Annotated in this window: 11 protein-coding genes; all 11 read right to left on the bottom strand. The window is 58.8% G+C overall.

What is annotated here, in order from left to right; genetic code table 11:
* Positions 1-5 precede the first annotated feature (5 nt).
* Positions 6-602, bottom strand: coding sequence for a GDP-mannose pyrophosphatase NudK (gene nudK, locus HU762_RS04025; RefSeq protein WP_186633295.1), 597 nt, complete (start codon positions 600-602; stop codon positions 6-8).
* 52 nt (positions 603-654) lie between these two features.
* Complete coding sequence (locus HU762_RS04030; RefSeq protein ID WP_186633298.1) at positions 655-2085, bottom strand: FAD-binding oxidoreductase; 1431 nt, start codon at positions 2083-2085, stop codon at positions 655-657.
* Positions 2086-2239: 154 nt separating this feature from the next.
* The gene (locus tag HU762_RS04035) at positions 2240-3760 is read right to left on the bottom strand and encodes a tripartite tricarboxylate transporter permease (protein ID WP_186633301.1); all 1521 of its coding nucleotides are present in this window, start codon (positions 3758-3760) and stop codon (positions 2240-2242) included.
* 9 nt (positions 3761-3769) lie between these two features.
* Complete coding sequence (locus HU762_RS04040) at positions 3770-4243, bottom strand: tripartite tricarboxylate transporter TctB family protein (RefSeq protein ID WP_186633304.1); 474 nt, start codon at positions 4241-4243, stop codon at positions 3770-3772.
* Positions 4244-4322: 79 nt separating this feature from the next.
* The gene (locus HU762_RS04045) at positions 4323-5294 is read right to left on the bottom strand and encodes a tripartite tricarboxylate transporter substrate binding protein (protein ID WP_186633307.1); all 972 of its coding nucleotides are present in this window, start codon (positions 5292-5294) and stop codon (positions 4323-4325) included.
* 519 nt (positions 5295-5813) lie between these two features.
* The gene (gene glmS, locus HU762_RS04050) at positions 5814-7646 is read right to left on the bottom strand and encodes a glutamine--fructose-6-phosphate transaminase (isomerizing) (RefSeq protein ID WP_186633310.1); all 1833 of its coding nucleotides are present in this window, start codon (positions 7644-7646) and stop codon (positions 5814-5816) included.
* Between the two features lies 1 nt (position 7647).
* The gene (locus tag HU762_RS04055) at positions 7648-8424 is read right to left on the bottom strand and encodes a DeoR family transcriptional regulator (RefSeq protein ID WP_186633313.1); all 777 of its coding nucleotides are present in this window, start codon (positions 8422-8424) and stop codon (positions 7648-7650) included.
* 145 nt (positions 8425-8569) lie between these two features.
* Complete coding sequence (gene glmU, locus HU762_RS04060) at positions 8570-9937, bottom strand: bifunctional UDP-N-acetylglucosamine diphosphorylase/glucosamine-1-phosphate N-acetyltransferase GlmU (RefSeq protein ID WP_186633316.1); 1368 nt, start codon at positions 9935-9937, stop codon at positions 8570-8572.
* Positions 9938-10052: 115 nt separating this feature from the next.
* The gene (locus HU762_RS04065) at positions 10053-10478 is read right to left on the bottom strand and encodes a F0F1 ATP synthase subunit epsilon (protein ID WP_186611301.1); all 426 of its coding nucleotides are present in this window, start codon (positions 10476-10478) and stop codon (positions 10053-10055) included.
* 45 nt (positions 10479-10523) lie between these two features.
* The gene (atpD, locus tag HU762_RS04070) at positions 10524-11900 is read right to left on the bottom strand and encodes a F0F1 ATP synthase subunit beta (RefSeq protein WP_186611300.1); all 1377 of its coding nucleotides are present in this window, start codon (positions 11898-11900) and stop codon (positions 10524-10526) included.
* 27 nt (positions 11901-11927) lie between these two features.
* Complete coding sequence (gene atpG / locus HU762_RS04075) at positions 11928-12788, bottom strand: F0F1 ATP synthase subunit gamma (protein ID WP_186611299.1); 861 nt, start codon at positions 12786-12788, stop codon at positions 11928-11930.
* Positions 12789-12817: the final 29 nt, after the last annotated feature.

Below are 12817 nucleotides of genomic sequence, written 5' to 3' on the forward strand. Positions count from 1 at the left end.
TCCGGTTAATCAAGCAATTGATGCAGCTTGGCGTACTGCAGCAACATGATGGTCTTGCCGTCGCAGATTTCCCCGGTTTCGATCATTCCCAACGCTTGGTCCAAGGGCATTTCCAGCACCTCGATCTCCTCGCCCTCGGACTCAAGCCCGCCGCCTTCGTGCTGTTTGTCTTCATCGAAATATTCGCCGACGAAAAAATGCACACGCTCGGTCACTGAACCCGGGCTCATGAAGGCTTCGAACACCTTGCGCACGTCTTGGACGATGTAGCCGGTTTCTTCCTGGGTTTCCTTGCGGATACAGGTCTGTGGGTCATCGTTGTCCAGCAGGCCGGCGCAGGTTTCGATCAGCAGGCCGTCGTGCCCGTTGACGAAGGCCGGGAAGCGGAATTGCCGAGTGAGCACCACAGTCTGCTTGGCCTTGCTGTAGAGCAGGATGGTCGCGCCGTTGCCGCGGTCATAGGTCTCGCGCGTCAGCTCACGCCATTGGCCATTGCGGCCGAGGTAGTCATAGGTGGTCTTGCGCAGGATGTACCAGTTGTCCGAGAGGACTTCGACGTTCTTGATACGCACGCGATCTTTGGTGGCGGTTACCTGGGTCATCACCCACTCCATGTCCGGTATTCGAGCGGGAGGCTAACAGAGGCCGGCGCGATCACTCCAGCCCGACGGTGAAAACCTTGCCTGGGTTCATCAGCCCGGTCGGGTCCAACGTGCGTTTGATGGCACGCATCAACTCGATCTCCAGCGGATCCTTGAAGCGAACCGCCGCGTCAGGCTTGGCTTGTCCCAGCCCATGCTCGGCACTGATGCTGCCGTTGAAGATGCTCGTCATCCGGTAGATGACCTGCATGATCGCGTGTTCGCGGGCCTTGAATGAAGCGTCCGCGTCGCCGACCGGCTTGCTGATGTTGTAATGCAGGTTGCCGTCGCCCATGTGGCCATAGGAAACGATACGCACCCCCGGAAAATCCTGTTGCAGGGCCTTGTCGGTGCGCCCGATGAATTCCGGTATCCGACTCACGGGCACGCTGATGTCGTGCTTGAGGCTCGGGCCTTCATGATTCTGCGCCTCGGAAATCCCTTCGCGCAGCGCCCACAGCGCCGCAGCCTGCGCCTGGCTGCTGGCGAGTACCGCATCGGTGACCCAACCCTGTTCAAAGGCGTGAGCCAGGCCGTTTTCAAGCAAAAGCGCCAACGGCGCGTCCGGCACGGTGTCCCGCAGTTCAATCAAGGCGTACCAGGGATGCTTCGCTTCCAGGGGATCAGTGCAGCCGGCCACATGATCCAGGACGAAATCCAGGCTTTGGCGCGACATCATCTCGAAGCCCGTCAGACGATCCGCGCACAGGCTGCGGACGTGGCCGATCAAATCCACCGCCGCCTGCGGCGAAGGCAGCGCGACCCATGCTGTCGCTGTGCTGTGGGTCGCCGGAAAGAGTTTCAGCACCGCCGCCGTAATGATGCCGAGCGTACCCTCCGAGCCAATGAATAAATGCTTGAGGTCATAGCCCGTGTTGTCTTTACGCAAGCCGCGCAACCCATTCCAGACACGACCGTCGGGCAGCACCACCTCCAGCCCCAGCGTCAGCTCGCGCATGTTGCCGTAACGCAGCACCGCCGTCCCGCCGGCATTGGTCGCCAGATTGCCGCCCACCGTGCAACTGCCCTCCGCTCCCAGCGACAGCGGGAACAGACGACCGGCCTGACTGGCCGCGTCCTGCAACTGCTGGAGGATCACCCCGGCCTCGACCGTGATGGTTTCATTAGCCAGGTCGATTTCCCGGATGCGCTTCATCCGGGTCAGGGACAGCACCACTTGGTTGCCAGACGAGTCAGGGATCGAGCCGCCGCACAAACCGGTGTTGCCGCCCTGTGGTACCAGGGCAACTTGGGCTTCATGGCAGATGCGTACAACCTCAGCCACTTCTTCGGTGGTGGCCGGGCGCACCACCAGGGCAGCCTGGCCCTGGTAGGCGTTACGCCAATCGGTCAGATAACCACGCATCAGTTGGGGATCACGCACCAACCCTGTCGCTCCGACGACCTGCTCGATGCGTTGGATGACTTCATGGTTCAACGACATGCTTCTCTCCTCGATCAGCTGACGGACGCCGCGAACTGAGCCTGGCTTGCCGTCCAGCTTGCCGATTGCTCGTTTGCGGCGATACGTGGCGATCTGGTTCGGCTGCTGCAACACCTGTCGCGTTGCAGCAGCGAAAGCGGACGAATGAAGGGGACTAGCTGCGCATCAATTCGATGGCAGCGCTTTTCCTGTTGCGAATGACCGTCACCAAATGCCAGGAGATGGAGGCGGCAGCCAGGATGAGGAAGCCCGCGGAGATGGGGTTGGTCAGGAAACCACTGAAGTTGCCATCGGACAGCATCAAGCCACGGCGCAAGTTGGTCTCAGCCATCGGGCCGAGGATGAAACCGATGATGAACGGAGCAATCGGCAAACCTGCCTTGACGAATCCGTACCCAAGCAAGCCAAACAGCAACACCGCCCAGACGTCGAAGATCCGGCTGTTCAGGCCAAAAGCGCCCACCACGCAGAGCACCAGGATAATCGGCAACAGAATGTGCTTGGGCACCGCCAGCAGTTTGATGAACATGCGCAGGCCGTAAAACTCGATCACTAGCATCAGGATCGAAGAAAGGATAAGCGCGGCGAAGATCGTGTAGACCAGCGGTGCCTGGCTGATGAACAACAGGGGCCCGGGCTGGATGCCGTGGATCATGAAGCCACCGAGCATGACTGCCGTGGTGGTGTCGCCGGGAATGCCAAGGGTCAGCAGCGGAATCATCGCACCACCAATGCCGGCGTTGTTTGCCGTCTCGCTGGCGACCACGCCGTCAATCTTGCCTTTGCCAAATTCCTCCGGCGTCTTGGAGCGTTTCTTCGCCACGATGTAAGAGACGATATTCGACGTACCGGCACCAATGCCGGGCAAGATGCCGATGCCCAGGCCGATCAGCGATGAGCGGGTCGCGTTGGGCAGTTGGCCGACAAATTCCTTCATCGAAAAGCCAAAACCTTTCACGCCTTTCATGCTGACGTGCTGGGGTTTGGCCCGGTGGCTCAGGCGCGCGCTTTCAGCGAACTTCAGCACTTCGGCGACGGCGAACATCCCGATCATGACGGTCAGCATGGCAAAGCCGCCATTGAGGCTCGGCAGGTCAAAGGTAAAACGGCGGATGGCCTCGACCGGGGCGATCCCCACGGTGGAGAAGGCAAAGCCCAGGGCGCCGGCAAACAAGCCTTTGACTAGCGAACCGGTGGACAGCGTGGCGATCAACGTCAACGAGAATATCGCGATGGAAAAGTATTCGTGCGGGCCAAAGCTCAGCGCCAGATCCGCCAGGATCGGAGCGATGAACATCAGCGCGGCGATACTGAAAATCGTGCCCAGGAACGAGAACACCACGCCAATCCCCAGGGCCTTGACGCCATGGCCTTGTTTCATCAGCGGCCAACCATCGAACGTCGTGGCGATGGAGGCCGGCGTCCCCGGTATGTTGAGCAATATCGCCGATATCAACCCTCCCGAGGTTGCGCCGACGAACAGCGCGACCAGCAGCGCCAGGCCAGTACCAGGCCCCATCGAGTAAGTCAGCGGCAGGAATAGAGCGATGGCCATCGTGGCCGAAAGTCCAGGAATCGCACCAAAGATAATTCCAACCACCACGCCGAGGGTGATTATCAGGAAAGCGTAGGGTGTAAGTACGGCTGCGAAGCCTGTTTGCATGAGTTCAATCATGGCCGTCCCCTAGAAATCCAATAGGCCGACCGGCAGAAGCAAGTCGAAACCATGGCGAAAGATGTAAAAGATCAGGATCGCCGAGACGACTGCAATCAGCGCGTATTGCAAGTGCTTGGCCTTCTGTTCCGCGGGAGTCAGCACGATGAACTGGGCATAGAGATAAAGCACGGTCGCGATCACGAAACCCGCCGGTTCCATCAGCACCGTGTAAAGCAGCACCAATGCCATGGATTTGATGACCGTTGGGTAATCGATCGCCTCAGGCTTTTCTGCAAGTTCGGCACTTTTGTTCGGAAGCTTTCGCCACATCCACAATTGCAGCGCACCCAACAGGCACAACGAGACGGCAAGTATCCAAGGTACAAACGCGGCATCGACCGTCCCGCGACGCGGCAGGTTCATGGTCAACACCAGATAAGCGATGCCGGCGGCGAACATAGCCAGGCCGGCTATCAGCTCGTTTCTTTTATAGGAATCCATACAGGCTCCTCTTACTGGAAAGGACTGGCGTCAGGTGCTTGCTGCCAACGCGGCGCACACCCGACCCCGTTACGCAAACTTACTTGCCTTTACGCATTTCGTCCTTGAACTCCATGAAGCTATCGCGGGTTTTACTCAAGGTAGCGACGGCTTCTTCGGTGCCCTGGAAGCTGACCGGCTGCTTGAACGACTTCTTCAACTCCTCGGCGTATTCCGGTTGTTCAGTGATTTTCTTCATGGTGTCGGCCATTTTCTTGATGATGGCCGGGTCGGTGCCTTTCGGGAAAGCCACGACGTAAGGCTTGTCCAGAATCAGGTCCACGCCCTGTTCCTTGAAGGTCTTGACGTCGCCCAGCAGCGCGTTGCGCTCGGCGTTGGGTTGGCCCAGCGCGGTCATCTTGCCGCTGGAGATGTAATCCTGGACCGAGCCATAGCTGATGGCGCCGAGGTCAATGCGTTTGCCCAGCAAGGCGACGATTTTTTCCGAGACGGTGCCGCTGTCGACCATTTTCAGTTTCACGCCGGCGAGCTTCTCGAACATCAGGCCCTGCAGGTGAGAGAAGTTGCCCATCTCGGTGCCATAGGTGATGGTGCCGGGCTTGGCCTTGGCCTTCTCGATCAATTGGTCAAGGCTGTCGATGCCCGAGCTTTTCGCCGAGACGAACACCGCGCCTTTGTCGACGCCGGCGATGCAAGAGATATCAAACGCATCGAAGCGGTCTTCCGACAGCCCCGCAACCTCGTTGACGATCAACTGGCCGGTGTGAGTGAACAGGATGGTATTGCCATCTGGCGCTGCGCTCTTGACCGCATCGGCCGCGATAGTGCCGCCCCCACCGGCCATATTGGTTACCACCATGGTTTTACCGGTTAGCTTGGTGAAGTACTTGGCCATCATTCGTGCGTTGAAATCGGTGTCCCCCCCGGCGTTGGCAATCACCACCACCTGCACCGGACGACTTGGCCAGTCGCCAGCGTCGGCGGCCATGGCCGTACCGGCGGTCAAGCTCAGAAATGAGGCGATCAAAGAGGCGCAGAGTGTTTTCTTCATTATTGTTCTCCAGGTGCTGCCATTCATTGGGTGAGAAGTTGAGCAAGAAACGGACACGCCCGAACGCCACGCTTGTAGGGACAGGCAAGGATGCTTGAACGTGGAGATGAGGGAAGTCGGTTGCACTGACGAGCCCGCACGGAGCTTTTCGGGCATTAAGGGAGACTGCCTACGCACTGCTTTAAAGTGGGATGGCGGTGGATTACAAACGCGTTGGGCGGCAAATGTAAAAGACATGACTGCGCCTTTCGTTTTTTATTGTTGTTATGTCATACGTCGTCGTATGACTGAATATCATCACCTATACCCTATGTTGTCAACGCAGTTGTTAAGCGGCCCGCGCTCAATACGACGAAAAGGGTTGCCGACGAACTGGCACTGGAACCTCTGTTTCGACTTCAAACAGGAAATGCCTTTTTTCGCACGTATAAAAAACCCCCTGATTTCAGGGGGTTGGTTTTTTTTGCCCTAGCTTTCGGTTAACGCTAGCGGGCCAGATCCGGTGGCCCCATCCTTATCTCACTCAACCGTTACCGATTTCGCCAAATTACGCGGCTGGTCCACATCGGTACCCTTAAGCACCGCGACGTAGTACGACAGCAGCTGCAACGGGATGGTGTAGAGGATCGGCGACAGGATGTCGTGGATGTGCGGCATGTGCACCACGTGGGTGCCTTCGCCGTTGGTCATGCCGGCCTTCTCGTCGGCAAAGACAATCAACTGCCCACCACGGGCGCGGACTTCCTGCAGGTTGGACTTGAGCTTTTCCAGCAGCTCGTTGTTCGGCGCCACGGTGACGACCGGCATGTCGTTATCCACAAGCGCCAGAGGGCCGTGCTTGAGCTCACCGGCCGGATAGGCTTCGGCGTGAATATAGGAAATCTCCTTGAGCTTCAGCGCGCCTTCCATCGCCACCGGGAATTGCGCGCCTCGGCCCAGGAACAGGGTGTGGTTTTTCTCGGCGAACAGCTCGGCGATTTTTTCCACGATGCTGTCCATGGCCAAGGCTTCGCCCAGGCGGGCCGGCAGGCGACGCAGTTCTTCCACCAGCTTGGCCTCGACGCCCTCGCCCAACGTGCCGCGGACCTGGCCCAGGGACAGGGTCAACAACAGCAGGCCCACCAGTTGCGTGGTGAACGCCTTGGTCGACGCCACGCCGATCTCACGGCCGGCCTGGGTCAGCAGGGTCAAGTCGGATTCACGCACCAGCGAACTGATACCCACGTTGCAGATCGCCAGGCTGGCGAGGAAACCCAGTTCCTTGGCGTTGCGCAAGGCGGCCAGGGTGTCGGCCGTTTCGCCGGATTGGGAAATGGTGACGAACAGCGAGTCGGGTTGCACCACGACTTTGCGATAGCGGAACTCGCTGGCCACTTCGACCTGGCACGGAATACCGGCCAGTTCTTCGAGCCAGTAGCGGGCGACCATACCGGCGTGATAACTGGTGCCGCAGGCGACGATCTGCACGTTGCGCACCTTGGCGAACAACTCGGCCGCCTGGGGACCGAATGCCTGGACCAGTACTTGGCTCTGGCTCATGCGGCCTTCCAGGGTGCGCTGGACAACGGCAGGCTGCTCGTGAATTTCCTTGAGCATGTAATGGCGAAACTCGCCTTTGTCGGCGGCTTCGGCGCCGTCGCGGTACTGGACCGTCTCGCGCTCGACTTCTTTGCCATTGAGGTCCCAGATCTGCACGCTGTCGCGGCGGATTTCGGCGATATCGCCTTCTTCCAGGTACATGAAGCGGTCAGTGACCTGGCGCAGCGCCAGCTGATCGGACGCCAGGAAATTTTCCCCCAGGCCCAGGCCGATCACCAGCGGACTGCCACTGCGGGCCGCGACCAGGCGATCCGGTTGTTTTGCGCTGATCACCGCCAGACCGTAAGCGCCATGCAGCTCCTTGACCGTCGCCTTGAGCGCCACGGTCAGGTCAACCAGATCCTTGAGCTTATGGTTGAGCAAATGGGCAATGACTTCAGTGTCGGTATCAGACGTGAACACATAGCCAAGCGCCTTGAGCTGTTCACGCAAGGCTTCATAGTTTTCGATGATGCCGTTGTGCACCACTGCCAGGTCGTTGGAGAAATGCGGGTGAGCGTTACGCTCACACGGAGCGCCGTGAGTGGCCCAACGGGTATGGGCAATGCCCAGGCGACCGACCAGGGGTTGCGCTTCCAGCGCCCGTTCCAATTCACTGACCTTGCCCGGACGACGCATCCGCTCAAGCGTCTCATCGTTGGTGAAGACCGCCACGCCCGCGCTGTCATAGCCGCGATATTCGAGACGCTTGAGGCCTTCAAGCAAGATTGCAGTGATGTTGCGTTCAGCAACGGCGCCGACAATTCCACACATGCTATTTCTCCTGGCTGACAGGCGCGCAGATCAAATTGATGCCGCGGGCCTGAATCTGATCGCGTGCCTCCACGGGCAGGCGATCATCGGTAATGAGGGTATGGACGCTGCTCCACGGCAGCTCCAGATTGGGGATCTTGCGGCCGATCTTGTCGGCCTCCACCATCACGATCACTTCGCGGGCTACCTCAGCCATCACACGGCTCAGGCCCAGCAGTTCGTTGAAAGTGGTAGTGCCACGCACCAGATCGATGCCGTCGGCACCGATGAACAACTGATCGAAGTCATAGGAGCGCAGCACCTGCTCGGCGACTTGGCCTTGGAACGATTCGGAATGAGGGTCCCAGGTTCCGCCAGTCATCAACAGCACCGGCTCATGCTCCAGCTCGCTCAAGGCATTGGCGACGTGCAGGGAATTGGTCATCACCACCAAGCCCGGCTGTAGGCCAAGTGCGGGAATCATGGCCGCCGTGGTGCTGCCGCTGTCGATAATGATGCGCGCGTGCTCGCGGATCCGCTTCACAGCAGCCCGGGCGATGGCTTGTTTGTATTTGGAGACGGTTTGGCCGTTATCGGCCACCAGTTCCTGCGGCATCGGCACCGCGCCACCGTAACGGCGCAACAGCAGACCGTTGGTTTCCAACGCGGCAAGATCCTTGCGAATCGTAACTTCGGAGGTTTCGAAGTGCTTGGCCAGTTCGTCCACACTGACTTCGCCTTGCTCTTGAAGCAAGGCGAGGATGTTGTGACGGCGCTGTGGTGTGTTGCGCTTTGACATATCGGCTTAAGTTTCGATTCGAAAGATAACGTAAGCAATCAAAACCTATTGAAGGGATACCGTCAAGCCGTGAGGAGAAAAATTCAGAAATTATTGGGCCCGTATGGGAGCGGCTTACTCGCTCTCATACGGGCTGTGGATAACTTTATGGCTTCTTGATCTTTTCCGGACGCTTCCAGCCATCAATGTTGCGCTGGCGTGCTCGACCCACTGCCAGTTGGGACTTATCCACATCCTGATTGATGGTCGAACCCGCAGCCGTGTTTGACCCGTCGCCTATCGTCACGGGAGCTACCAAGGAATTGTTGGAGCCGATAAATACGTCTTCTCCAATGGTCGTGCGGTACTTATTGGCGCCATCGTAGTTACAGGTAATGGTGCCGGCGCCAATGTTGGTCCGCGCGCCGATCTCAGCGTCGCCCAGATAAGTCAGGTGACCCGCCTTGGCGCCCTCGCCCATGTGGGCATTCTTCAGCTCGACAAAGTTACCCACATGGGCACGGGCTTCCAGCACAGTGCCAGGACGCAGGCGGGCAAACGGCCCGGCGTCGCTGCCCTCGCCCATGACTGCGCCGTCGAGATGACTGTTGGCCTTGATCACCACGCCTTTGCGCAGGGTGCTGTCCTTGATCACGCAGTTCGGACCGATGACCACGTCGTCTTCGATGACAACCTTGCCTTCAAGGATGACGTTGATGTCGATGATCACGTCGCGTCCCACGCTGACTTCACCACGAACATCGAAACGAGCCGGGTCGCGCAACGTCACGCCTTGGGCCATCAGGCGGCGGGCGGCACGCAACTGATAATGGCGCTCCAGCTCGGCTAATTGTCGGCGATCATTGGCGCCCTGCACTTCCATGGCATCCAACGGTTGCTCGGTGGCCACGACCAACCCGTCCGCCACCGCCATGGCAATGACATCGGTCAAGTAGTACTCGCCCTGGGCATTGTTGTTCGACAGACGACTCATCCAGTCGCCCAAGCGCTCGGCCGGCACGGCAAGAATTCCGGTGTTGCCCTCGGTAATCGCGCGCTGGGACTCGTTGGCGTCCTTCTGCTCAACGATAGCGGTCACCTGGCCGGCGCCGTTGCGCACGATACGGCCGTAGCCGGTCGGGTCATCCAGCTCGACTGTCAGCAGGCCAAGCTGCTGAGGTGCAACGTGCTTGAGCAGGCGCTGCAACGTATCGACTTCGATCAGCGGCACATCGCCATAGAGAATCAGCACGGTATCGGCGGTAATGAACGGTACGGCCTGGGCCACCGCATGACCGGTACCGAGTTGCTTGTCTTGCAGCACGAAATTCAGGTCATCCGCCGCCAGGCGTTCACGTACCGCATCGGCACCGTGGCCGATCACCACGTGAATGCGCTGTGGATCAAGTTGCCGCGCGCTGTGGATAACATGGCCGAGCATGGAGTCGCCGGCTACCGGATGCAGCACCTTGGGCAGCGCCGAGCGCATGCGAGTGCCTTGACCGGCCGCGAGAATAACGATTTCGAGAGACATGACTGGCTACCAATCCTGGGTGGTCAGCGGCTGCGACCAGATGATGAGAGTCGGGAAAAGAAAAAAGGGTAGCCGAGGCTACCCTTTTTAATCAATCGCACAGAAAGCAGACGGGTTAGCCGCCGAACTTCTTGCGGATCTGCTGGACGGTGCGCAGCTGGGCTGCGGCCTCGGCCAGACGTGCAGCAGCAGAACCGTAGTCGAAGTCTGCGCCTTTTTCGTTCAGGGCCTTCTCGGCAGCCTTGACGGCTTCCTGAGCGGAGGCTTCGTCCAGGTCGGCAGCACGTTGCACGGTGTCGGCAAGGACCTTGACCATGTTCGGCTGAACCTCGAGGAAACCACCGGAGATGTAATACACCTCTGCTTCCCCGCCCTGCTTGATCAAGCGGATCGGACCTGGTTTCAGGTTAGTGATCAGCGGTGCGTGACCCAGAGCGATACCAAGATCGCCCAGCTCACCATGCGCAACCACCATCTCGACCAGACCGGAGAAGATTTCCCCTTCCGCACTGACGATATCGCAATGGACTGTCATAGCCATCTGATTGCCTCAACCTAAATTAGCGCCCGTTGCCGGGCGCCGGGATTACAGTTTCTTGGCTTTCTCGATCGCTTCTTCGATGCCGCCGACCATGTAGAACGCTTGTTCTGGCAGGTGGTCGTAGTCACCGTTGAGGATGCCTTTGAAGCCAGCAATGGTGTCTTTCAGGGAAACGTATTTACCCGAGGCACCGGTGAAGACTTCAGCCACGAAGAACGGTTGCGACAAGAAGCGCTGGATCTTACGAGCGCGGGATACCAACTGCTTGTCGGTTTCCGACAGTTCGTCCATACCCAGGATCGCGATGATGTCCTTCAGCTCTTTGTAGCGCTGCAGCACGTACTGGACGCCGCGAGCGGTGTCGTAGTGCTCCTGGCCGATCACGTTCGGGTCCAGCTGGCGCGAAGTCGAGTCGAGTGGATCGACCGCTGGGTAGATACCCAGGGAAGCGATGTCACGGGACAGTACGACGGTGGCGTCCAAGTGGGCGAAGGTGGTCGCTGGCGACGGGTCGGTCAAGTCATCCGCAGGTACGTATACCGCTTGGATCGAAGTGATCGAACCTTCCTTGGTCGAAGTGATACGTTCTTGCAGAACGCCCATCTCTTCAGCCAGGGTCGGCTGGTAACCTACTGCCGAAGGCATACGGCCCAGCAGTGCGGATACTTCGGTACCGGCCAGGGTGTAACGGTAGATGTTGTCGACGAACAGCAGAACGTCGTTACCTTCGTCACGGAACTTCTCGGCCATGGTCAGGCCGGTCAAGGCTACGCGCAGACGGTTTCCCGGCGGCTCGTTCATCTGGCCGTAGACCAGTGCCACTTTGTCCAGAACGTTGGAATCCTTCATCTCGTGGTAGAAGTCGTTACCCTCACGAGTACGCTCACCCACACCGGCGAACACGGAATAACCGCTGTGCTCGATGGCGATGTTACGGATCAGTTCCATCATGTTTACGGTCTTGCCTACACCGGCACCACCGAACAGACCGACTTTACCGCCCTTGGCGAACGGGCAAACCAGGTCGATAACCTTGATGCCGGTTTCCAGCAGGTCGTTGCCGCCTGCCTGTTCAGCGAAGGATGGCGCAGGACGGTGAATGCCCCAGCGCTCGTCGGTATCGATCGGGCCAGCTTCGTCGATCGGGTTGCCCAGTACGTCCATGATCCGGCCCAGGGTCGCTTTACCGACCGGTACGGAGATGGCAGCGCCAGAGTCGATAACGTCCAGACCGCGCTTCAAGCCTTCGGTGGAACCCATCGCAATGGTACGAACCACGCCGTCGCCCAGCTGCTGCTGAACTTCCAGGGTGGTTTCCGCGCCTTGTACTTTCAGCGCGTTGTAGATGCTCGGTACGCTGTCGCGTGGGAATTCCACGTCGATAACGGCGCCGATGATTTGAACGATACGTCCGCTACTCATAGCTGGATCCTCTGAATATTTGAACCGTTAAACCGCGGCAGCGCCGCCGACGATTTCCGAGATCTCTTGGGTGATCGCAGCCTGACGCGCCTTGTTGTAGATCAGCTGCAAATCGCTGATCAAATCACCGGCGTTGTCGGTAGCGTTTTTCATCGCGATCATCCGCGCCGCTTGTTCAGCTGCGTTGTTCTCGACCACCGCCTGGTACACCTGCGACTCCACGTAGCGGACCATCAAGCCGTCAAGCAGCTCCTTGGCATCGGGTTCGTAGAGGTAGTCCCAGTGGTGTTTGAGTTCCTGTTCCGGGGTCGCCACCAGTGGGATCAATTGCTCCACGGTTGGCTGCTGCGTCATGGTGTTGATGAACTTGTTGGATACCACGGACAGGCGGTCAATCCGGCCTTCCAGGTAAGCATCCAGCATCACCTTGACGCTGCCGATCAGGTCATTGATCGACGGTTCTTCACCCAGGTGGCTGATAGCGGCGACGACGTTACCGCCGAAGTTGCGGAAGAATGCCGCACCCTTGCTACCAATCACGCACAGATCGATCTCGACGCCTTGTTCGCGGTTTACCGCCATGTCCTTGACCAGGGCCTTGAACAGGTTGGTGTTCAAGCCACCGCACAGACCACGGTCACTGCTCACCACGACGTAACCGACGCGCTTGACGGCGCGGTCGATCATGAACGGGTGGCGATATTCCGGGTTGGCGTTGGCCAGATGACCAATCACCTGGCGGATGCGCTCCGCGTAAGGACGGCTAGCAGCCATGCGCATTTGTGCCTTGCGCATTTTGCTGACCGCCACTTTTTCCATGGCGCTGGTAATCTTTTGCGTGCTTTTGATGCTCGCAATCTTACTGCGAATCTCTTTTGCGCCTGCCATGTAACACCTATCAGGTTAGCAAGCGGGAG

The sequence above is a fragment of the Pseudomonas sp. SWRI92 genome (assembly GCF_014268685.1).
Taxonomy (GTDB): Bacteria; Pseudomonadota; Gammaproteobacteria; order Pseudomonadales; family Pseudomonadaceae; genus Aquipseudomonas; species Aquipseudomonas marvdashtae.